At 63.9% G+C, this 23,117-nt stretch carries 16 protein-coding genes; 7 read left to right on the top strand and 9 right to left on the bottom strand.

Annotation, left to right across the window (positions count from 1 at the left end; all coding sequences use genetic code 11):
• Window positions 1-29: 29 nt before the first annotated feature.
• The 3 genes from S4A8_RS05225 to S4A8_RS05215 are packed head-to-tail and all read right to left on the bottom strand — an operon-like array spanning window position 30 to window position 5,594.
• Window positions 30-1,604: a hypothetical protein gene (locus S4A8_RS05225; protein ID WP_353219318.1), complete on the bottom strand. Its 1,575-nt coding sequence runs from the start codon at window positions 1,602-1,604 to the stop codon at window positions 30-32.
• A gap of 46 nt (window positions 1,605-1,650) precedes the next feature.
• Window positions 1,651-3,261, bottom strand: a complete 1,611-nt coding sequence (locus S4A8_RS05220; protein ID WP_353219317.1) for a hypothetical protein — start codon at window positions 3,259-3,261, stop codon at window positions 1,651-1,653.
• Window positions 3,258-5,594 (bottom strand): hypothetical protein, encoded by a 2,337-nt coding sequence (locus S4A8_RS05215; protein ID WP_353219316.1) that lies wholly within the window; start codon window positions 5,592-5,594, stop codon window positions 3,258-3,260. Before S4A8_RS05215 ends, S4A8_RS05220 begins: the two co-directional genes overlap by 4 nt.
• A 263-nt stretch (window positions 5,595-5,857) precedes the next feature.
• On the opposite strand from S4A8_RS05215, the gene S4A8_RS05210 reads away from it, so the two are divergent.
• On the top strand, window positions 5,858-6,451 hold the full coding sequence (locus S4A8_RS05210; protein WP_353219315.1) for a GNAT family N-acetyltransferase: 594 nt from the start codon (window positions 5,858-5,860) through the stop codon (window positions 6,449-6,451).
• Window positions 6,452-6,490: 39 nt separating this feature from the next.
• On the opposite strand, the gene S4A8_RS05205 is transcribed toward S4A8_RS05210, so the two are convergent.
• From S4A8_RS05205 to S4A8_RS05195, 3 genes are all read right to left on the bottom strand, one after another.
• Window positions 6,491-8,686 carry a TonB-dependent siderophore receptor gene (locus S4A8_RS05205; RefSeq protein WP_353219314.1) on the bottom strand — a complete coding sequence of 732 codons (2,196 nt, stop codon included), beginning with the start codon at window positions 8,684-8,686 and terminating at the stop codon, window positions 6,491-6,493.
• Between the two features lie 49 nt (window positions 8,687-8,735).
• A complete protein-coding gene (locus tag S4A8_RS05200; protein WP_353219313.1) occupies window positions 8,736-11,255 on the bottom strand; it encodes a PepSY domain-containing protein in 2,520 nt (839 codons plus the stop codon).
• Between the two features lie 402 nt (window positions 11,256-11,657).
• The gene (locus S4A8_RS05195; protein ID WP_353219312.1) at window positions 11,658-13,808 is read right to left on the bottom strand and encodes a TonB-dependent siderophore receptor; all 2,151 of its coding nucleotides are present in this window, start codon (window positions 13,806-13,808) and stop codon (window positions 11,658-11,660) included.
• 166 nt (window positions 13,809-13,974) lie between these two features.
• Between S4A8_RS05195 and S4A8_RS05190 the strand changes: the two genes are divergently transcribed.
• Both S4A8_RS05190 and S4A8_RS05185 read left to right on the top strand, forming a co-directional pair.
• Entirely contained in the window at window positions 13,975-14,433 is a 459-nt protein-coding gene (locus S4A8_RS05190; protein WP_353219311.1) for a hypothetical protein, read from the top strand.
• A 57-nt stretch (window positions 14,434-14,490) separates the two neighbouring features.
• Window positions 14,491-15,705, top strand: coding sequence for a TraB/GumN family protein (locus S4A8_RS05185; protein WP_353219310.1), 1,215 nt, complete (start codon window positions 14,491-14,493; stop codon window positions 15,703-15,705).
• Between the two features lie 261 nt (window positions 15,706-15,966).
• Here S4A8_RS05185 and S4A8_RS05180 read toward each other — a convergent pair whose 3' ends face one another.
• Complete coding sequence (locus S4A8_RS05180) at window positions 15,967-17,028, bottom strand: DUF429 domain-containing protein (protein ID WP_353219309.1); 1,062 nt, start codon at window positions 17,026-17,028, stop codon at window positions 15,967-15,969.
• A 125-nt stretch (window positions 17,029-17,153) separates the two neighbouring features.
• Between S4A8_RS05180 and S4A8_RS05175 the strand changes: the two genes are divergently transcribed.
• Window positions 17,154-18,170: an alcohol dehydrogenase gene (locus S4A8_RS05175; RefSeq protein ID WP_353176268.1), complete on the top strand. Its 1,017-nt coding sequence runs from the start codon at window positions 17,154-17,156 to the stop codon at window positions 18,168-18,170.
• 659 nt (window positions 18,171-18,829) lie between these two features.
• On the opposite strand, the gene S4A8_RS05170 is transcribed toward S4A8_RS05175, so the two are convergent.
• Both S4A8_RS05170 and S4A8_RS05165 read right to left on the bottom strand, forming a co-directional pair.
• Window positions 18,830-19,162: a VOC family protein gene (locus S4A8_RS05170; RefSeq protein WP_353219308.1), complete on the bottom strand. Its 333-nt coding sequence runs from the start codon at window positions 19,160-19,162 to the stop codon at window positions 18,830-18,832.
• Window positions 19,163-19,175: 13 nt separating this feature from the next.
• Complete coding sequence (locus S4A8_RS05165) at window positions 19,176-19,592, bottom strand: hypothetical protein (protein ID WP_353219307.1); 417 nt, start codon at window positions 19,590-19,592, stop codon at window positions 19,176-19,178.
• 188 nt (window positions 19,593-19,780) lie between these two features.
• On the opposite strand from S4A8_RS05165, the gene htpG reads away from it, so the two are divergent.
• The 3 genes from htpG (at window position 19,781) to S4A8_RS05150 (ending at window position 23,028) form a co-directional block, all read left to right on the top strand.
• Window positions 19,781-21,700 (top strand): molecular chaperone HtpG, encoded by a 1,920-nt coding sequence (htpG, locus tag S4A8_RS05160; protein WP_353219306.1) that lies wholly within the window; start codon window positions 19,781-19,783, stop codon window positions 21,698-21,700.
• Between the two features lie 160 nt (window positions 21,701-21,860).
• Window positions 21,861-22,433, top strand: coding sequence for a hypothetical protein (locus tag S4A8_RS05155; protein ID WP_353176275.1), 573 nt, complete (start codon window positions 21,861-21,863; stop codon window positions 22,431-22,433).
• A 97-nt stretch (window positions 22,434-22,530) separates the two neighbouring features.
• Entirely contained in the window at window positions 22,531-23,028 is a 498-nt protein-coding gene (locus S4A8_RS05150; protein WP_353219305.1) for a DUF2489 domain-containing protein, read from the top strand.
• The last annotated feature ends 89 nt before the right edge of the window (window positions 23,029-23,117 follow it).

The following is a 23,117-nucleotide window of genomic DNA, read 5'->3' as shown; positions in this document are numbered from 1 at the left end:
ACTCCGGTCTTCGTGTGGCCGGCGGCGCGCTAGCGCTGCGGTGCTCGCGTGAAGGTCAATGTGTGGGTGCTGGCGGGCGTCTCGTCGTCGTAAAGCGCCAGGGCGAATGTGTCGATATCGCCCTTGAGCGTGATCTGCTGGATCCACAATGCGTGCGTATCCACGCCCTCGACGAGCATGCGATCGGCCGGCGTCAGGCCGTGGCGGCGCCGATTGCTCGTCACCGCCGAGCGGCCCTTGAAGGCCGTGGTGTTATCCGCCAGGTACAAGTGGGTATAGCGACCGGTCAATGTAACCAGCCAGCCACCGTCGATGGGCTCGGCCACGGCCTTGGCCGGCACGTCCTCAAGATGGGTGGGCCCGTCGCGCAGCGGCAGGTCGACATAGGTGGGCCCGTCCACCGGCTGATAGCGGAATGTGGCCTCGACTTCGGCGAGATCGCTCAGATCGGCACGGCCCCAGCCCAGCGGCAGCAGGCGCACGGCGCTGCTGTCTTGATCGCCGTAATCACGGCCGATCGAGTCGAGCACGAAGCCCTGATCGAGGGGTTCGCCGTCGGCATCGCGCAGGGTGAGCTTTGTCAGCGTCATCTGGTCGAGGTCGAGATTCTCCTTGTCCCGATGGGCAATGGTGAGCACCAGCGCGCCGTCTTCATCGTCCACATGAAAACCGGTTTGGGCGTGGGCGAGCGGCTGTTGCGGCACATCCAGGGCCTCGCGCTCCGTCGCCTCGTCCGCGCGGGTCGGCAGGGACAGGTCGTAGTCGGGCGAGGCCGCCTCCAGGGTGTTGATCCGCAAGCGCCGCAGGCCGTCGCCCATGCCGCCGACCGCCGGGTTGTCCACGGCCTGCATGGTCATCACGACATGCTGCGTTTCGATGTGCTGGCTGTGCTGATCGCTGATCAGCGTCATCGCCCGGATCCAGCCGCTGTCGCGATCGATGAGCAGGCGCCCGCGCACATTGGTGAACCGTGGGTCGGCGCGTTCATCGGTCTGGGCCAGGGTCGCGGTCACGGTGTCGGCATCGACATCGGTCACGGTCAGGCGCAGTGTCGGCATGCCCTGAAAGCCGGCGATATCGACCTCGGCGCCCTTGCGCGCCGGTATCGGCTGCGCAAGCGCTGGAATGAGCAGCTGGCGCACGATCGCCGCCAGCGGTGTACGGTTGTCGTCGACCGCGGCCCGCCAGGCATCGTTGTTGCTGGCTTTTACCTGCGAGGCGGCGTCGTCGGCGTCAATCGCTACATCGAAGCCGGCCTGCATCAGTGTCGGTAGCGGGCTGTCGGAAAGCGTGGCCGGCTGGGCGCTGGAGAACACGACTTTGTCTTCGTTCTCGACGCGCATGAAGCGCGGCGTTACATGCAGTTCGCGCGTGGGTTTGGCCGCGCTCACGCGATAGCGCAACAGGCTTTGGGCGACCTGCCAATCGCGGTATGCGCCTTTGCCTTCGCTTAGCACACGCACACCGATGCGATACGTTTGCTGATCGCCCTTGGCGGGCTCGAACGCCACGGTATCCGTGCTGGCAGACGCCATGCTTGCCTGGGTGGCGGCCACAAGCGCGAACAGCGCGGTCAGCGCCAACATCATTGTTTGCTTCGACACGTTAACTCCCTGAATGCTGTTGGAACGTCGTTTCGGCGCCGCGCGATCAGGGCGATTCGCGGCGTTCGAAGGTCACCCGGTAGGTGCGGGGTTCGGCAAAATCGGTGCGTTCCAGCGGATAATCGAGCGGGCTTTGCTGGCTATCCACGCGCAGGTATCGAACGTCGGCCTGGGCGTTGTCGACCTGGGTCAGCAGTCGGGCCGCGCCGGCGCCGTACCATGGCTTTTCGGGCGCAATGTCGGCCATGACCGTTGCCCCGGGCAGCGCCCTGGCATAACTGGCGGCGTAGTGCACCGTCGCACTGTCCTGCAACCGCAGCCACCAGCGGTCGGGCTGCTGCGGGTCCGGCCAGGCTGCTACTTTGGCCTTGCCGTGCTGGCGCTCGTGGGCCTCGCCGTCGAGCGGCAGGGTGAGATATTGCGACTGCGATGGGCGGTAGGTCACCGTCGCCTCGGCATGGTCGATTTGATCGAATACGGACGGATCGTCACCGAGCGCCAGATAGGAATACATGCGCCCGTCGTCGAAGTCCTGGGTGTCGTAGGCGGGCAACATGGTTTGGAATACGATCGGCGGGTCGATCGCATGGCCGGCGGCATCGTAGAAGGTGATATCGCGCAGCGCGATCGTGAACAGCGGCACGCGCTGTTCGCTGTCGAGACCCAGATGCAGATTGAGCTGGCCGAACTCCACGCTCAGTGCGGTCCTGGCCTTGTCCAGCTGGGGGTCGTCAACGGCCGGCGCGGGCTGAGCGGAATCGCGGTCGCTTTCCGGCAGCTCGATCTCGCGGCCCGATTCGTCGCCGATGCCCCGGAACGGGTCCAGCAGCCCCCGCGCATCGGCCCGGGTGAGGTCGGCCCGACGCTGCGCGTGGGTGATGCGGTCGATCGCGAGCGTGCGGCCGTCTCGTTCGACCACGTCGCGGCGCACCAGGGTGAGCGATTCCAGCCAGCCGTCGTGACGGTTCACGCGCATGCGACCGACAAAACGCAGCTCGGCCGGCTGTTGGTCCATATCCAGGGCCCGGGTGTCGGCCGTGGGTTCGATACGCAGGAGGATGTTGTCGTCGTCGACGTGTGTCACGCGCAGGCGCATCGCACTCAGGCCGCGATAGGCCGCCAGTTCGAGTGTGGCGCCCACACGTGCGTCGATGGCCGTCGGCAAGGTCGGGACCACGACCTGATCGACCCACGGGTTGCCGGCCGCGGCATCGATTTTTTCACCCAGCGTTGAAAACGTACGACCGAATTCCGGGCCGCGTTGCGGGCGATTGTTTTCGAATGGCAGGTCCAGGCCACCGTGCATGACGGTCGAGAAATCCGGGCTCGGCGCGGCGTCGACGAGGTCGGTGGTTAGCAACAGTTCGTCCTCGTTGCGGGCATGCACCAGCAACGGCTCGACGTGCAGTTGGCGCTTGTCGCCGAAGTCTTCGAAGCGGTAGCGCATGACCCCGTAGGTCTGCACCCAGCGCTCGGGCGTGGCGGCACCGAGCGGGCGGGCCGTGACGCGCTGACCAACGACATAATCGGTACTCGCACCCGCTTCGGGTGCGAAGCCGGCGCTGTTCGGCCCCGCCCGGTCGACGAACTTGGTCAAGGCAAATGCGCTGCCCCCGATTGCCACCAGAGCGCCGGTGATGAGGATCGCGCGTTTCATGGCGTTTTCTCCGGGTCGTCGTGCGCGCTGGCCGCGTTGTGGCCGGGCCGGTGGGGCCAGTTTTTTTCGATCGCGGGCGGCTCGAAGGCGAGGGTGAGCACGCTCGCCACGTCGCCCCAGATTCGAATATGGCCATCCTCGTAGATGTAGTCGCGCAGCCCGTGCTGCGCGGCTTCATCGGCCCAGTCGGCGCCGCTGTATTCGCCGCTTCTGAGCATCGGCCGCAGCGGGCGGTCGTCGGCATCGAGAAACTGGACGGTGTCGAAATAGTCGCCTGCGGTGCCGGTGGATTGTGGCCAGCGTCCGGTCAGCTCGGGCAGGTCGATCAGCCAGGGGGTATCGCTGTCGACGGTCACACGTTTCCACGTCGGTGTGCCCGGGCAGCGCAGGACGGTATCCAGGGCCAGCTCGCTCACATCGGCATGGGCGCGATCCATGAGGGTCAGATGCCAGCGTTGTCGGCCCTGTTCGGCCACGGCGTCGGGGGTATCGGTCTTGCGCCACAGGCGCGCGGGCATATCGGCGCGCTTGACCCAGGCGCTGATGCCGCACTGCGGATCCAGGCCGACGGGCACATCCAGACGCAGCCCGCCGCGTCCGTCGTCTTCGGGCGCGATATCGGCCAGCGACAGATCGCGTTCTGACAACAGCGGGATGTCGAGATGGCGAGTGGTGTCCGGCCGCTGGTTGCGCGCGTCGTACTGTGCGCCGACAAAACGCACGGTTTCGGTTTGTACGATCTGGCCGTTGTCGGCCGTCTGCAGGGGCAATTCCAGCGTGGGCAGCTCGGCTTCGATACGCAGCGTATGCCGCCAGGCACGCGGGTTGTCGTTGCGCGCCAGCATCATCTGCTCGGCGGCGTTCCAGCCGCTGGTCGGATCGGCGAGCAGGCCCTGTCCGGTCACGCCCTCGGGCAGTGCGCCCGGGTCCAGCCAGTAGAACGTATCGCCACCGCTGGACAGGGTGATCTGCCAGGCGTTGTCGGTGTCGGCGATGGGTTCGGCGACCGCCCGGGCGTCGCCGTTTTCGAGCACATGGCGCTGGTCGTCGAGCACGAGCGTGACTGGCTCGCCGGCTGACCGCTGCCGATAGCCGATCTCGGCACGAACCTCGGCAACGGCGCTCACGTCGTGTTCGTCCCAGCCCAGCGGCAGCAGATTGATCAGCCAGCCGCCGTCTTCCTCGCTGTGATACTGCATGGTATCGAAGGCAAGAAAGTCGGGCAGGCGCTCGCCGTGGGCGTCGTAGAGCGCCACGTCTTGCACTTCGATACTGCCATAGGGCAGTTCGCGGGCATTGCCGCCATCCAGATAGAGCATGACCCCGCCCGGATAGGCGCTGAGCTCCTGCGCGGCCTCGGGCGGATCGAAGCGATCCGGCGGGGTATACATGGGCGGCGGCAAGAAGGCGCTGCTGTACTGCGCCAGCATCAGCTCGCTGCCTTCGGTAAAGGCATGGGGCAGACGGGCAAAACCGTCCAGCGATGCTGTCACCGAGCCGGCCGTGAGGTTGTCACGGCGATGCGCATAGGTGATCGAGCGCATGGTCGCGGCCTTGTCGTTCGCGGCCATGCGCAGGCGTGTGACCAGGGTCATGTCCTCGATCCAGCCGTGTTTGCGTTCCACGGTCATGCGCGCGGATACGTGCACATCGGACACGTCGATCGGTGTGTCGGGCGGCGCCAGACGCTGAATGAGCGATGCGTCGGCGGCCAGGGTATCGATCTGGCCTTCCACACGCAGCCAGGCGTGCGCGTCGTCGAGCGCGTCGACGGTGAGCGTGAGCCCTTCGAAGCCCTGGAAGTTGTCGAGCGTGGTCGTGGCACCTTGCCGCGCAACCACGCCCGGCGGCACTGCGGGGCCGAGCATGGCCTGGGCCAGGGGATTCTCGGCCACCTTTTCGAATTGTTCGGACAGGCGTTCGAAGGCGGCCGCGTTGACCGGCTGCATGTGCAACTGGCCATTGTCGGCCAGCGTCACGTCGAAGCCGTCGCGCAGTGCCTCGGCGACCTCGCGATCGCGCCCGCCGAGATCGGCGCTGGCCAGCACCGGTTGGTCGTTAACGGTCAGATCGAGCAGGTCGATTCCGGCATGCAGGTGCAGCGGGCTGCGCTCGGTCACGCGATAGGTCACGATCCCGTGGCTTTGCACTGTGTGGTCGAGTTCGCGCCCGTCGATATCGACGACCACCCGGTTGCCGACACGATAATGATGCGATTCGCCCGGCGCCGGGTCGAAAACGAGACGCGGTTCACGCGGCGCCATCACGATATAGACCGTGGCACCGGCTGCGACGACGCCAAGCGCGCCTGCAATCCATCGACGTATGTTCATCACGCGCTATAACGTTCAAATCGAGAGCGGCGCCATGCAAGGCGACAGGCGTTCGACGGTTTTCGTGTATCGCTCGTACCACGCAAACTGGCGAGCATCGCCGGCGTGCCACGATTGGATGCGCAGTGGCGCTAACAGCATGACTACGCCGCTTGGCCGACTGCGATTAGATGTATGATCTATGACGAAAAATGATAGCAAGGCCGGGTAAATTGTTGTATGAAAACGCAATTGAATAAATGCGCAATTAGATTGCGCGCAATATGAATCGCTGGATCGAGCCCACCACGCTCAAGGGTGAGCGAGTGGTGCTGGAGCCGCTCACGCACGCGCATGCGCCCGCGCTGGCCGAAGCGGTCGCCGACGGCGAGCTGTGGAAGCTGTGGTACACCTTCGTGCCGACGCCGGACGCGGTTGCCGACTATATAGAGGCGGCGCACGCCGAGCAGGCCGCCGGCGGGCTGGCTTTTGCGGTACGCGATCGTGCCAGCGATACGGTGATCGGTTCCACGCGTTTGTGCCATGTGGACGCCAGCAACCGGCGGGCGGAGATCGGCTATACCTGGTATGCCCGACGTTTTCAGCGCACCGCGATCAATACCGAATGCAAGCGGCTCATGCTCGCCCATGCCTTCGAAACCCTGGATGCAATCGCGATCGAGTTCCGGACCCATTGGCACAATCGCGCCTCGCGGGCGGCGATCGCGCGCCTGGGCGCCAAGCAGGATGGCGTGCTACGCAATCATCAGATCAGCGCCGACGGCAGTCTGCGAGACACCGTCGTGTTTTCGATTCTGGCGCATGAGTGGCCGGCGGTCCGGCAGAACCTGGATTTCCAGCTCGAACGCTACGGCTGAAGCCGGCCCGCTGTGCCGCGGGCCGGCGTGTATTGCTTGCTACCAGCGATAGGTCAGGCTGCCGACCACGCTGCGCGGTACGCCGTAGTTGCAGAATGACGTTGCCTGTGCGCCGTCGCAGTAGAGTTTGACCTCGTCGAAGATATTGCGACCCGACAGCTGCAACGTGACGTCGTCGAACTGATACCGGATCGCTGCATCCACCAGCGTAGCTGACGGATAGCGGCTCTCGTTGGCGGCATCGGCGTATGACGAGCTGGTGTAGCGCAGGCCGGCGCCGACGCCCAGCCCGTCGAGCGTGGGCTGCTGGAAACTGTAGTCCAGCCACAGCTTGGCCAGATGATCCGGTCGGTCGGGCACGCGATTGCCGTTGGTGGTCTGACTGCCGCCGGCTTCGACCACCTCGACCTCGTTGTAGGTGTAGCTGGCGATCGCCTTGAGCCCGGCGCTCAGGTCCAGCTGTGCCGAGGCTTCTGCGCCGCGTGAGCGTGTCTCGCCGATCTGGCTCTGGATGGTCGGGTTGCTGGGCAGTGCCACCGTTTCGTTCTGGCGCGTGATCTCGAATGCGGCGAGTTCGAAGGAGGCATTCCAGCCGTCGGGGCGATAGCGAATACCGGCTTCGTATTGTTCGCCGCTGATGGGGTCGAGGCTTTCACCGGTGACCTCGTTGACGCCGTACTGGGGCACGAAGGACTCGCTGTAGCTGACATACGGGGCCAGCCCGTTATCGGCGAGATAGACCAGGCCCGCGCGCCAGGTCAATTCATCTTGATCATTCTTGTCGGCGCCCAGCGAGCGCTCGTCGACCCAGTCCTGACGGGCGCCGACGGTCAGTGCCCAGCGCTCGGCGAACTTCATGTGATCCTGCACATAAAGCCCGTACTGGTTGGCGTCGGTGGCGTTGCGGTTGGTGGCCTCGGGAATGGCAAACGATTGCGTGTAATCCGGATCGTAGAGATCGAGGTCCGGCACCGGTGCCTGGTTGCTCAGGCGCAGAAAGCCGGAGGTGCGGCTGTCGTAATCCAGGCTCTTGTAATCGAAGCCGACCAGCAGGCTGTGGTCGATACCGCCGAGTTCGACGTCGGCCAGCAGGCGTTGATCGGCGGTGAGCGTGTCGGCATCGTCGTAGCGCACGCGAATATCGCGCTCAAGCGTGGTGAGATCGGCGTTGAACGGATCGGCGGTGAAATAGTTGCGGAACACGTCGACCACGTCGTAATCGATCTGGCGATACCGCACGTTCTGCTCGAAGCTGAGATGGTCGTTGATCAGATGCTCGAACAGATAGCCGACTTCCCAGATTTCCGAATCGTAGCCGCCCAGTCCCGGTTCGCCGATATAGCGATCGCGGGGAATGCGCTCTCCGGTCGTGGGATTGGGCCGCTTGGTGCCGGCCAGCGGAAAGCCTGTCCAGTAATAGTCCGACTCGCTCTTCTGGTAACGCGCCAGCAGGGTGAGTTCGGTACCCGCGCTCGGCGTCCACGACAGCGCGGGCGCGAGATAGACCCGATCGTCGTCGATATAGTCGATGGGCGTACCCGAATCCTGCACCAGGCCGGTAAGCCGGTAGCGCCAGCGCCCGGCGTCGTCGAGGGCTTCGCTGACGTCGCCCTTGAGCTGCTTGTGGTGGAAGGTGCCCATTTCCAGGCCGATTTCGTGCAGGGGCGTATCGGTGGGGCGCTTGGTGACCAGATTGATGATGCCGCCGGGCTGGCCCTGGCCATAGAGCACCGAGGCCGGGCCGCGCAGCACCTCGATACGTTCCACGCCATAGGCCTCGATCGGCGCATCGTAGGGCAGACCGGCGAACAGCCGGGTGCCATCGCGATACGTCGCATCGGCGGCAGAAAACCCACGGATACGGATGCCGTTACTGTCGATTACGTCGTTGTTGACGCTGTCGTCGGTATCCACGCCCGGCGCGTATTCGACCGCTTCGGTGAGCGTATCCGCACCGCGGTCCTCGATCTGCTCGCGGCCGATGACGCTGACCGACTGCGGGGACTCGATGAGCGGAATATCGGTCTTGGTCGCCGTGGCGCTGCGCTCGGCCACATAGCCTTCGACGGGGGCATAGGCGCTTTCCACGCCGGCGCCCTGGATATCGATAGGCGCCAGCGGCACGGGCTGGCTGTCATCAGCGAGCGCGCCGGTCGCCGCGAATACCAGTGAAAGCGCGCCGGTCAGGCGTCGATTGATCCGTCGTCGATGTGGGCCGGCGAGTCGGTCGGTCATGCGTCCCCCTTTTTTGAATGATGGCGATGCGGGTTCGGGTCGCGGTGGGTCAGTAGACATCCATGCGGATACGCCCGGCCTCGTTGAGCCGTTCGACGGTTTCGGCACCGAGGATCGCGGTAAGCGTTTCGGTTACGCCCGTGGCCATGCCGTCGTGACTGCCGCACACGAAGATGAACGCACCGTTGTCGACCCAGTCGCGCAGGCGTTCGGCGTGTTCGGCCAGGGCCTGCTGGACATAGCGGCCGTCGTCGGCGTCGCGCGAAAACACGGCGTCGAGATGGGCGATATCGCCGTTGTCGTGCCAGGCGCGGATATCGCCGCCGTAATAGAAATCCACCGCGCGCTGGCGTTCGCCGAACAGCAGCCAGTTGGCACGCTGACCGTCGCTGATACGGGCGAGCAGATGGCTGCGCAGTCCGGCCATGCCGGTGCCGTTGCCGATGAAGATCGCCGCGCGCTGGCGGCTCGTCTCGTCGCCGCGAAAACCGGGGTTGGCGCGTAGCCGCAGCTCGACGATATCGCCGATTTCGGCGCGTTCGATCAGCCAGCCCGAGGCCAGACCGGTGCCGTTTTCGTGGCGGGCCAGACGCACCAGCAGTTCGATACGGTCGTCGCCGATATTGGCGATCGAATAATCGCGTGCAGCCAGGGGCGCGAGCGCATCGAACCAGTCCTGGATGGCTGTCGAGGCCGGCACGCCGTCGTCGGGCAGGCGGCGGTCGGTCAGCGCCTGGCGTAGTGGTTGCGAATGCCCACCGCGCAGCACGGCCGTCTCGCCGTCGATTCCGTGATCCTGCAACCAGGCATCGACGATGGATTGCGGCTGGCGCGGTCGAATTTCGACGATATCGCCGGCCTGCCAGCCGGCGGTGCCCGGTTCGAGCGCTTCCAGACGCAGGCAGGCAGTGGGCGCGCCGAGGCTGTGCGGATTGACGATCGTGCGTGCGCTCAAGCGCCAGCGATCGAAGACCGGTTCGTGGTCTGTATTGGTGGTGCCGAACAGCCCGGCCAGCGCGGCATGCCAGTCGGCCAGGGCCGCCGCGTCGGCCTTGTCGACTTCGATGGGCGCGATCAGCGTACGCGCGCCGCGTTCGCGCAGGGCGCGATCGAGCCGTCGACCGAACGCACAGTAGCTGTCGCCGTAGTCGGTATCGCCCAGTGAGAGCAAGGCATAGTCGAGTGTTTCCAGCGCCGGTTCGCTGGCGCCGCAGAAGTGCCGGTCGAAGCTGCGCGCGGCTACCGGGGCATCGCCTTCGCCATGCGTGCTGACCACGAACAGCGCCTGGCGATGCTCGCACAGAGCCAGCGGCTGGATTTCGTTGAGGCCGGACATGCGCACGGCGCGGCCGGTGGCCTGCAGCGCGGCCGCTGTCTGACTGGCGATACGCTGGGCGAGCCCGCTCTGGCTGGCATAGGCTACCAGCAGCGTGTTCGCGCCGGCCGGCGCATTGGCCTGGATGGATGGCGTGGCCGCGACCTGGCGCTTCATCCGGCGCCGGCGCAAATACAGCAACAGCCCGGTGATGAAGAACACCGGCATGGCGAAGCTGGCCAGCATCATCAGGATGACGCCCGGCGTGCCGAAGAACGCGCCCATATGCAGGGCATAGAGGCTGGCCAGCAGTTGATCGCCCCAGGCCTCGTCGGAAAACCGCTGCTCGCCGACAATGGCTCCGCTGGTCGGATGCACGAACAGTTCGTCGTCGGCATAGCGATGAAATGCATCGCCCGGCACGTAGTGCACTTCGAGCGGCGCGCGAGCCTCGTCCGGCCAGCGGATGAACACCGATTTGGCATCGGTGAGCTGCGGCGCGATCGAGGCCCACACGCGCTCGATATCCACGCCGTCGACAGGCGCGGCGAGTTCGACCGCGGTCGCGCTATCGCTGGCGAACAGCGCCTTGGCAACATCCCGATACCAGTCGAACGACCACCACAGGCCGGTCAGCGAGGCGATCAGATAGGCCAGCAATGCCCACAGCCCCAGCACCGCATGCCATTCGCCGGCCAGCTTGCCGCCCAGCGCGCGCGGCCAGATCCAGCGCCAGGCCTGACGCGGACGGCGCTTCCAGCGAATCCACAGGCCGGTGATCGACAGCCCCACCAGGGCGATGGTGGAGATGCCCACAATCAGCTTGCCGGTCGCACCCGCGGCCAGGCGCTGATGCAGCTGGCGGATCAGGCCGAAGGTCCATTGCCCGCGCAGCATGCCGATCGGTTCGGCCGTGGTCGGGTCGAGCATGGCGCGTTCGCCGCGCCGGCCGGTGGTTTCCGGCGTGCGATAACCCACGAACGCCGGATAGGCGCGGTCCTGGCGCCAGAACAGGCTGCTGACGGCATGGGTCGGGTGTTCGGCCTGATAGCGCGCGACCAGGGCCGGCGGGCTCAGGCGGGCCTCGTTTTCGAAATGCGCGACCTGATCGGCATTCAGCCATTCCAGAATATCCTCCTGAAACGACATCAGGCCGCCGGTCACGCCGATGAGCATGAGTACTGCGCCGGCGGTAATACCCACCAGCCAGTGCAGTTGGAAGATGGGGTCGAGCGCGCGAATCCGTTCGAGCATGGGTGTCAGAGCGTTGGTTATGACAGGGCGAGGCGGTGCGCGTCGTGTTCGGCGTTACGCCGAGCGCGGGCATGCGTGGCGCCGCAGCTTGGAACGGCGGCCGGAAGGGCGTGCGAGCGGTTCATGATGGCCTCCCCCGGGGCGAATATCGGTTGCGCGTGGCGATACCGATGCGTGTTCATCTGGGCAGCAATAAAAGAGCGCGGCCCGGGTTCGGGCCGCGCAATCCACCGAGATGAAGGTTTCCCTTCGTTGCATTGCAACCGCTAGGTGCAAATGCGAACGATTCTTATTCTATATAAATAATCAATCGGCGCAACGATCGTGAGCAGGCGATTAGGTTGTGCACAAACAAAAACGGCCCCCATGCGGGGGCCGTTGGGTCTGCCGGGCGGTTGCCCGCTATTGCCAGCGATAGCTCACCGTGGCGGTGGTTTCGCGACCGTAGCCGTAGTAGCAGAAGTTCGGATTGATACAGGACGAGACGTACTTCTTGTTAAACACGTTCTGCATGTTCAGACCGACCCGCCAGCCGTCGTATTTCGGGTTCAGGCCACCCAGTTCGTAGTGCAGGCTGGCATCGGCGACGGTGTAATCCGGTACTTGGCGTTCATTGGCATTGCTGACCTGCTGTTCACCTACATAACGAACGCCTACGCCGCCGCCGGCGCCTTTCCATTCACCGCTCGGCTGCGTGTAGTCGAGCCACATCGAGGCGGTGTAATCAGGCGTCATCGGATATTCGTTGCCTTGATTGCCGGTTTCGTCGCGGGTGATTTCCGAATCCAGATAGGTGACCGCGGCGGACAGGTCGAGCCCGCTGGCCAGGCTGGCCTTGGCTTCCACTTCCGCGCCCTGAACTTCGACTTCGCCTGTCTGGCTGCGGCTACCGTCAGGCTGGGTCGGCCCGGCGACATTGGTCTGGGTGAGCTGAAACACCGAGGTCGTGATCAAGGCATTCGTGCCCTTGGGCTGGAACTTGATGCCAGCTTCGTACTGTTCGCCTTCGGTGGGATCGAGAATCGTGGCACTCACGCTATCGGTACTGGGTGCCTGGAAGGACTCCGTGTACGCGACATAGGGCGCAAGTCCATTGTCGAAGTTGTAGATCGCGCCCACCCGGCCGCTGAATGCGCGGTCCTTGCGGGTTTCGCGGTTGGCGCCGAATTCGGTCTGGCTGGTCTGGATGGTGTCGTAGCGTCCGCCGCCGATGAGGGTGAGCTGGCCCAGCTTGACCTGATCCTGAAGATAGAAACCCAGCTGATCTTGGTCGAAATCGTAGAAGGTGCGCGCCGGGTCGTCGATTGGCGTGCTGTAATCGGGATTGGCCAGGGACAGGTTACCCGCGCCGCCGAAGCCGCTGGCGCGATCGCCATCGAGGTTCTGATAATCGGTACCAGCCAGGATCGTGTGCTTGAGCACGCCGGTTTCGGCGTGGGCAAGCAACTGGTTGTCGATGGACAGGGTATTCACCGACTCGCGTGAGGCGGCCGTGCCGCGTGCCAGTTCGGTGCCGCCGTTGGTCAGTCCTCGACCGTAGACGCTGCGGTAATCCACCTCAACGTCGGCAAAGCGCAGGTTCTGTCGAAACTGAAGGTTGTCGTTGAACCAGTGCGACAGCTCGTAGCCAAGCAGCGCCTGCTTGCGATCGAAGCTTTCGAAGTTCGTATCGCCGTCGTAGAAGTCGCGATCGAGCTTGCCGCCGTTGGGCAGCGGGACCACCGTACCTTCATAGGGCAGCGCGCCATAGGAGCCGCTTTCGGGGTCCGCGCGATAGCTGGCCAGGAGCGTGAGTTCGGTGGCGTCGGAAATGTCGATGGTCACCGATGGCGCGATCGAGAAATTCTCGCTTTCCACCGTTTCCTGCGGGCCGTTACGCCGGTTGCCGGTCGCAACCACGCGATAGCGCACGTCATCCTGTTCGTCGAGCTTGCCGCCGATATCGAAGCCCAGCCCGACGCGGCTGTCGTTACCGACCTGTACATAGGCTTCGTTGTGCGCTTCTTCGGTCGGGCGCTTGGTGACCAGATTGATTACGCCGCCGGGCGGGGTCTGACCGTAGAGCACCGAGGCCGGGCCCTTGATCACTTCGACGCGTTCGAGCAGGTAAGGATCGATCTGCGGGATAGTGTAGTAGTAGCCGCTGAGCTTGAGCCCGTCGAGATATTGATCGGGCTGGTAGCCGCGCAACCGGATCTGATCGTAGCGGCTGGCGACATTACCGCGGACTTCCGGGACCACACCGCCAACATAGCGCAGCACCGAGCGAATATCGCGTGCCTGTTGCGCTTCGATCTGATCGGCCGAAATCACCGACACCGACTGTGGCGTTTCGACCAGCGGGGTATCGGTTTTGGTCGCGCCCGCGCTGCGTTCGGCGACATAACCCTCGATCGGGGACGTGGGGGACTGAACCGTGCGACTACCTTCGATGCTGATCGTCGACAACGTCTCCGTCTGCGTGCCGGTCGTGTTGTCCTGTGCGAAGGCGATACCGCCGCACAGCAGGCTCGCACCCAAGCCCGGCAGAAAGACACAGTGAATGAGGCGCATGCTACGCGTCGATGAATATCGCAAGACGAATCCCCCGGGAAGTAAGAACATGGACTGTTATTGAGAACGATTCGCAATAATAATCTTCGGCGTGTCTGCTGTATAGCGTTGCGCTGACGCTCGCGCGCGAAACCGCTACCATCAGCGCCAACGTTTGAGGGAAATCGTGGTGCAGAAAATGCCGAGCTTGTTGTCCGTACGTCCCCGTCGGGGTTGTTATGCCGGGTTTGCCATGGCGGCCGTGGTGGCCCTGATCGTGAGCGGCTGTGGCAGCGACGACGAGAGCACGAATGCGCCCGACGACACGACCTCCAACGCCGAGGCCTCTTCGGGGTTTGTCGATGCCGATACCATTCGTGAGCGCGTGATCGGCAATACCGTGACCGGCACGATGTCGCCCGATAGCGCCTATACCGAATTCTATGCCCCCGACGGCACCATTCACGGGCCGAGCTACGAGGCCCGCTGGACGATCAAGGACGATCAGCTGTGCTTCGACTATGACGAAGCTCTGCAGATCGATTGCTACCGGGTGAAAATCGATGGGCGGTCGCTGGAATGGCATCGTCAGGGCGAGGTCCAGGGCAAGGGCACGCTCGTCGAGGGCAACCCGAACAACTTTTAGCGGCGCCGCCGACAGCCGGCGGCACGCGTGCGCCCGATGGCGCCGACAAGGTCAAATATGACGGATATGGATAGCGCGCCCGAGGCGCACACCGGCGGGCCGCGGCGCGTGGTCATGCGCGGCGAACACAAATACACGCTGCTGGGCACCGCTCACGTCTCGCGTGCCAGCGCCGAAGAGGTGCAGCACGAAATCGAGTCCGGCGCTTACGACACGGTGGCGATCGAGCTGTGCGATGCCCGCCATGCCGCGCTCACGCGCGCGGGCGAACTCGAACAGATGGACCTGTTCCAGGTGCTGCGCCAAGGCAAGGCCGGCATGGTCGCCGCCAATCTGGCGCTGGGCGCCTACCAGCAACGTCTGGCCGATCAGTTCGGTATCGAACCGGGGGCCGAGATGCGCGCGGCGATCAACAGCTGCGCGGCCGCCGATCTGCCGCTGGAGCTGGTCGATCGCAATATCGGCGTCACCCTCAAGCGGGTGTATCGGCGTATTCCCTGGTGGCAGCGCATGAGCACGCTCGGGGCGTTGTTCGCCAGCCTGTTGTCTCGCGAAAAGATCGAGGAATCGGATATCGAGCGCCTCAAGGAAGGCGACATGCTGGAGTCGACCTTCAACGAGTTCGCCGCCGAATCCGCCACCATGCACGAAACGCTCATCGACGAGCGCGACCGCTACATGGCGGCGCAACTGCTCAAGCAAACCCCCACACAACATACGCTGGTGGTGGTCGGTGCCGGCCATCTGAAAGGTCTGGCCCGCTATCTGGAAGCCGGCATGGACGATCCGGGCGCCACCGTGGCGGAACTCGATCGCGTACCGCCCGGCGCGCGCTGGGTGAAGTGGATTCCGTGGGTCGTGGTCGCCCTGGTCTTCATCGGTTTTGCGATCGGGTTTTCGCGCAGCGCAGGGCTCGGCCAGCAGATGGTCATCGAATGGGTCGTGATCAATGGCGCGCTGTCGGCCGTGGGGGCGGCGCTGGCGCTTGCGCATCCATTGACCGTGGTCACGGCATTCATCGCCGCACCGCTGACCTCGCTCAACCCGACCATCGGGGCCGGCATGGTCACCGCCGCGGCCGAGTTGTGGCTGCGTAAACCGCGGGTGGGGGATTTCTCCACGCTGAAAAGCGATGTCACCAAGGCCACCGGCTGGTGGAAGAACCGCGTATCGCGCACTTTGCTGGTATTCGTGTTCTCCACCATCGGCTCTGCCGCCGGCACCTATATCGCCGGTTTTCGGATCGTCGGGCAGCTGTTCGGCGGCGGTTGAACCGGCTACGGGGCTGCGGCGCTTGGCCCGGGCCGCCGGGCGCAGGTTGGCTTAGGCCGAAGGCCGTAAGCCAACAAGAGCTGCCGAGGGGGGCGCAGCCGCAGGGCGCGGCGCGGCTTGTTGGGTGCCGTGTTCCATGTTGGATTACGCTTCGCTAATCCGACCTACGCTCGGTATTCGCCGTTGGGCGGATGATCGAATGACAAGCCATCATTTGCGCTTCTCGCGTTCATGGGCGGCCTTGAAAGCAAACCTGCGCGTTCAATAGACAATACGCATCGGTAGATCTTCGCTGTCGTACTCGGGTGCGTCGGGCAGGGTCACGGCTTCTTCGTTGGCGATACGCTCGGCGGTGAACAGGCAGGCGAAGGCATCGGCGATATCGTCGTCGTCGACCTGCTGGCGGGAAACGAGCGTGCGTGCATTGGCAAAGGCGTCGCGCCCGAAATGAGCCGCGATGAGCTCGCGCCGCCGGGCATGGCCGGTGGCACTGCGCTTGGGATCGGCCAGTGCTTCGCCGGCGTTCATCGCCGCGAAGCTGACTTCGGGATGGGTTTCGTAGAGTCGCGCCTGCCAATAGGCCGAGCGGCGTAGCAGGTCGTCGAGTTCGCGAATCTTGGGCAGCAGGTTGTAGGTCTGGGCCGATAGCCGTTTGCCGCAATACTGGGCATTGATAGCGCTGGCTTCGCTATGATCGCGCCCGAGCAGGGCCGCCCGTACCGGCGTGGGAAACACGCTGTTGGCGCGCCGGCCGGCCAGCAGTTCGCGGGCCGCATGGTCGCAGGCACGCGTCTGTTGTTCGTCCGCCAGGCCGATGGGCATGTCGATAGCGACCACTGCCGGGGCGAGGCGGTTGAGCAGCGTCGACAGATCGCGATCGACAAAGGCACCTTCGTGCGAAACCGCGACCCAGCCGCCGGGACAGCCATCGATGCCGATACATTCGCGCAGCCGGCGTTGGTTGCGCCGGTAATCGGCCAGCGGGGTGGCGAACGACAGGGTATAGCCGTCCGGATCGCGGATATGAAAATAGCGTTCGTCCCAGGGCGCGTCCGCGGGGGCGAAATCGGGCGTCAGGCCGGCTGCGAGCGCGCGGGCATGCTGGGCATCGACATCGTCGACATGGAAGATGGTGAGCCCGCCGCCCGGACGTGCCTTTTCGCCCGCGCTGAGGTTGAGGAAACTCTCGCCGGCAAAGAAGCTGGAAAAACCGGCGTCCTCGCCGCCGAATTTCAGCTCGAACCCCAGGCCTTTGTAAAACGCGCAGCTGCGTGCCATGTCCGTCACGAAAAGCGTGACGGCACTGATGTGACGTATCGACATGGCGCGATCTTGCGACGGTGTTTCGCTGGAGGCAAGCACTGCGTGCTCGTTGGGCCCAGGCGCGCGTAATCGACGGCCGGTGGTATCGTCTGTCACGTTCAGCCAAACCACAGGAGTTGGGTGTTATGGCGCAAATGAAAGTGGCCCAGATCAACAGCGCGGGCGGCGATTTCGAACTGGTCGATCGGCATATTCCCGAGCCGGGGCCGGATCAGGTTCGGGTCAAGGTCGAAGCCTGCGGCATCTGCCATTCCGATGCCTTCGTCAAGGACGGCGGCTTTCCCGGGCTCGACTATCCACGCGTGCCCGGCCATGAGGTCGCCGGGGTGATCGATGCGGTCGGCGACGATGTCGATCACTGGCAGGCGGGCCAGCGCGTGGGTGTGGGCTGGCACGGCGGGCATTGCTTTGCCTGCGATTCGTGCCGGCGCGGCGATTTCGTGACCTGTGCCAATCAGCAGATTTGTGGCATTTCCTACGACGGCGGCTACGGCGAATACATGCTCGCGCCGGCCGAAGCGCTAGTGGCCATTCCCGACGAGTTAACGTCGGTCGCGGCCGCGCCGCTTTTGTGTGCCGGTGTCACCACCTACAACGCGTTGCGTAATTCCGGTGCGCAGCCGGGCGATGTGGTGGCCGTGCTGGGTGTCGGCGGGCTGGGCCATCTGGCCGTGCAGTATGCGTACGCGATGGGCTTTCATACCGTGGCCCTATCGCGCGGTACCGACAAGAAGGAACTGGCGCTGGATCTCGGCGCCGATACCTATATCGATACCGAAGCCCAGGACGCCGCCGAGGCGTTACAGGCGCTTGGCGGCGCGCGGGTGATCCTGGCCACCGCGCCGAACCCCAAGCTGATGAGTTCGGTCATCGACGGCCTCGGTGTGAACGGCCAGTTGCTGGTCGTCGGTGCGTCGCCGGAGCCGATCGAGGTATCTCCGTTTCAACTGCTCATGGCGCGGCGCAGTGTAGCCGGGCATCCGAGCGGCGCGCCGCAGGATTCCCAGGACACGCTGGGTTTCTCGGCGCTGCGCGATATCGAAACCCGGATCGAGACCTATCCGCTGGCCGACGTCAACGAAGCCTATGCCCGCATGATCAACAACGAAGCCCGCTTTCGCGTGGTGTTGACGATGAACTGAATGGACCCAGTTCGGGGCGCGGTATAGCGGCCGTGTCCCGAATATCAGCTGCGCGCGATTGCGATGGACGGTCTGGCGACGCGGCGCTTCGGCATGTATTCAACGAAGCAGGCTGTTCTTAAACAAGCAGGTCGTCCGCAAATGAACGCGAAGACACGCGAATAAGACAGATAACGGGTCGCTCGAAGGCCGGGTGACTTGGTGTGCACACCGCACGCTAGAGGCAGTCCCCAAATACAGCACGATGTATGCGGAGCTCGATAAACGACCGTGTTGGCTTCGTTCCTCAAGCGGAACCGCAGATTTCGCAGATTGCGCAGATGAAGAAGCGCGTGGCACAGGCGCTAGACGACAGCGAACGACTGCGGCTTCCTGTCTTTGATCTGCCTGATCTGCCTGATCTGCCTGATCTGCGTCGATCTGCGGACCTTTGCTTGCCGCTAATCTCACCAAAGCCGCGGCTCAAATGAAGCCGGTTGCCCGCTACGGCCAAATCAATGTATCGGCGTAATCGGCGTAATTTGCGGATAAAAAGCGGAGGTCGTTCTCGAGCAAGCAGGTTGTCCGCAAATGAACGCTAAGGCACGCGAATAAGGCAAGACACCGGTCGCTCGAAGCCCGGGCTGATGTCCGCGCCGCGTGCTGAAACTTTTACAGAATCAAGACGCGGCTTGCTCGCGCAGTTCGATCTTGCGGCCATCGGGATCGCGCACGATATAAATCCGTGTGCCGTCGAATTCGCGTGTGGTGGTTTGCGGTGCCTGCGCTAGCGATTGCGGTATGTGTTTTACCCCAAAGCCCAGGCGGGTGTTATCGACTGCTTCGTTTGCCGAGGCGGGATAGAGTTCGAAAACGAAACCGTCTTGCACCGCCGCGTAATGCATCGGCCCGGTGCCGTGTTTTTCGGCGACGAAGCGAAAGCCCAGGCTTTCGTAGAACTGACGGCTCGGTTCCAGTTGCTGGCAGCGCAATACCAATAGGTCGAGCTTCACGGGGCGCGTACGACTAGAACAGCGACTGCTGTGGATCGGGCCGGCGTGCGCCAAAGCGCCCGAATTGTTTGCAGGCACGCGCCAGATGATTGGCGATGCTCGACAGGGCCGTGATATCGGCGAAATCGAGATCGGCGATCAGGCTGCGTACCCGTTCGCGCTCGTTATCGGAGGCTGCCTGAAGCAGGGTGGTGAGCAGGGCCTGATCGACAGGCTCGAAGCGCTCCGGATATTTCCAGGCAACGAGTTCGGCCGGTCGATCGAGCTGCGCGGCAAACGCCTGATCGTGCAGCAGATGCGCCGCGGTTTGCAGATCCGCACCGTGGCCGGCGACATGCTGGCGCCGGGCGAACTCGTGACAGGCCTCGGCATCCACGCTTGCCATGCCGGCCAGCAGGGTATTCATCGGGGTGTCGTCGCTATAGGCCATGGGCACGCCGGCTGTGAATGAGAGCGCGCATCATCCGGACACGGGCGCGCCAGTGCAAGACCCGGGCGACGCCTCGGCGCGTCCGACGCTTGAAAATCGGCCTTACGGGCCACACTCAAGGCTATCAAGGCGATAGTTTGTCGGGTCATCGCCGCCCAACAACCGTTTCACAACCACCGAATACCGCCATGAGCGAAAACCAGAACACCGAAACCCGTGGCTTTCAGGCCGAGGTCAAGCAGCTGCTGCAGCTGATGATCCATTCGATGTATTCGAACAAGGAGGTCTTTGCCCGCGAGCTGATCTCCAACGCCTCGGACGCGCTGGATACGCTGCGCTTCGAGGGCCTGAAAAACGATGCCCTGTTCGAAGACGATCCCGAACTCAAGATCTGGATCGACTACGACAAGGATGCGCGCACCGTGACCATCGGCGATAGCGGCATCGGCATGACCCGCGAGCAGGTCATCGACCGGATCGGCACCATCGCCAAGTCCGGTACGCGGGCCTTTCTCGATTCGCTGTCCGGCGACGAGAAGAAGGATGCCCATCTGATCGGCCAGTTCGGTGTCGGTTTCTATTCCGCGTTCATCGTTGCCGACAAGGTGGTGGTGGATACGCGCCACGGCGGAGAGTCCGAAGGCGTGCGTTGGACGTCGGACGGCGGCGGCGAATACACCCTGGAAACCGTCGCCAAGGAAAAACGCGGTACCGAAGTGACGCTGCATCTGCGCGAAGGCGAGGACGAATTCCTCGACGACTGGCGCCTGCGCCATCTCGTGCGCACCTATTCGGACCATATCGCCTTCCCGATCATGATGCGCGAGCAGCTGTCCGAGGAAGACGAGAAGGAAGGCAAGCAAGCCGGCTGGGAACAGGTCAACCGCGGTGCGCCGCTGTGGACCCAGCCCAAGTCCGAGATCTCGGCCGAGGACTATGCCGAGTTCTACAAGCACACCTGCCACGACTACGAAGACCCGCTGACCTGGACCCACAACAAGGTCGAAGGTAGCCAGGAATATACGAACCTGCTGTATATCCCGAAGCGCGCGCCCTATGACCTGTTCGACCCGAACGGCAAGGCCCACGGCGTGAAGCTGTACGTGCAGCGCGTGTTCATCATGGACGATGCCGAGAAACTCATGCCGCGCTACATGCGCTTCGTGAAGGGCATCATCGATTCCAACGACCTGCCGCTCAACGTCTCGCGCGAAATCCTGCAGTCCAACAAGCTGCTGGACAAAATCCGCGCCGGCTCGGTCAAGAAGGTGCTCGGCCTGCTCGAGTCCATGGCCAAGGACGACGAGGAACCCGAGAAGTACAAGACCTTCTGGAACGAATTCGGCCAGGTGCTCAAGGAAGGCATCGTCGAAGACCACGAAAACCAGGCCAAGATCGCCAAGCTGCTGCGCTTCAAGACCACCAAGGACGAAAGCGCGGACCCGGGCGTATCCCTGGACGACTACATCGCCCGCATGGCCGAAGGCCAGGACAAGATCTACTACATCACCGCGGACACGCTGGCCGAGGCCAAGCACAGCCCGCATCTCGAAATCTTCAAGAAGAAGGATATCGAGGTGCTGCTGCTCACCGACCGCGTCGATGAATGGGTCATGGCCCATATGACCGAATACGAAGGCAAGACCTTCCAGTCGGTCGCCAAGGGCGCGCTCGATCTCGGCGATGCCGAAACCGAGGAAGAAAAGGCCGAGCAGGCCAAGCTCGAAGAGGAATCCAAGGATCTCGTCGAGCGCGTCAAGAAAGCCCTTGGCGAGCGGGTTAACGAAGTCCGTGTGACCCATCGGCTGACCGATTCGCCGGCCTGCCTCGTGGCCGACGAGCACGGTATTTCCGCGCATCTGGAACGCATCCTCAAGGAGGCCGGTCAGGAGATGCCGAATACCGCACCGCACCTGGAGATCAACCCCACGCATCCGCTGGTCGAAAAGCTTGCCGGCGAGCAGGGCGAAGACGAGTTCGAAGCCTTCTCGCAACTGTTGTTCGAACAGGCTGTGCTCGCCGAAGGCGGCGAACTGGATGATCCGGCCACCTTCGTGCGCCGCATGAACCAGATGTTGCTGGCGGTTTCCAAGGGCGCGGCCGCGTAGTCGCGACCCGGGCGCGTCGCGGGCGTTTCACGCGCGCCGCGGCGCGCGATCGTCAACTTTCGTCGAGGCCCGCCCTGTGCGGGCCTCGCTCGTTGCGCCGGTTGCAGGCATAGTGACTGTCAGATGCACGCGGTGGGGGCGGGCAACGACGAGGTCAAACATGAAACGACATTCCTGGACTTATGCAGCACTCGGCCTGTGGGCCCTGTGCATCGCCCCCTTGGCTGCGGCGCAGAGCGTGGCCATCGGCGGTACCACCCTCGAACTGGGCGCCTCGCGTGCGGATACGCTCGCTATCGCCAATGCGCATTTCAATATCGTGCCGGCCCAGGTCGACGGTCAGTACATGCTCTTTCCCAAACAGGGCCCGGTGATCGTCGGCCGCGATACCTACGGCAAACCCGTGGGTACGCTCACCATTCGCGACAACCGACTCACCCGTATCAGCCGTAACCTCGGCTCGTTTCGTAGTGAAGACGGCGAACAGGCCATCGAACGTCTGATCGCAGCCTTTTCGCGTGCGCCCAATGGCGGCGATACGCCCGCGGTACGTACGGACACCGGCGTCAGCGGCGATGCCAGCACCTCGCGCGTGTATTTCAGTTATCCGGACCGCGCCATTCAGATCGTACTGTTTCGTCCGAACAACCGTCCCGGGCTGGCCACAATCGATATCACCGAGCAATATGCGCTACGCCCCGGCCCGAGTGGCAATACCGACAAGCAGCGCTAGCGCCGGCGCTCGTCAGCGCCCTGCCGAATGGCCGAGCGCGGCCCGGCCCAACAGAACACGGAGCATGCATGTCGCGAACTGACACGGGACACAATCAATGATGGTCTGGCTCGTCGCATTCGCGGTTGTGCTGGTCGTCGCGCTGGCCGCCTATGCCGGCTGGCTGTGGTGGCGCGTGCTCAACCAGAAAAAAGAGCGCGAAACCCACAATGCCGCCGTCCTCGCCGAAACCGAGGCCGATCTGGAACACAGCATGGCCATCATTGCCGATAGCCTGCTCACCGGCGAACTCAACCTTTCGGAAGGCGCCATCCGGCTCAAGGTGTTGCTCGATCACTACCATGCGCCGGGTGGTGCCCAGGCCGACTACCCGGCGATCTACAGCCTGTTCCTGTCGACCTGCACCATGCCGCGCGGTGCCGAACGCGATGCTTGGCCGCGCGCCGAAATCCGGCGTCTGGATCGGGAACGGGAAATGCTCGAAGTCGCCGCCAAGGACGCGGTGCTCGACGAAGCCGCGTTGCTGCGTGAACGCTTCGGTGTGCCCAGCGGCCGCGAAGGGCTGGCTTCGGCACGGCCGATGGATGCTGCTTGACGCGTTGCCTTGCAGCCGAGCAAGGACGTAGATACCGTCTGGACGATCAAGCATTTTGAGCAGCCAGGGCCGGGTCATAGGGTGTTTTA

The sequence above is a fragment of the Salinisphaera sp. S4-8 genome (genome assembly GCF_040361235.1).
Classification (GTDB): Bacteria; Pseudomonadota; Gammaproteobacteria; order Nevskiales; family Salinisphaeraceae; genus Salinisphaera.
This window is presented reverse-complemented; position numbering and strand designations above follow the sequence as displayed.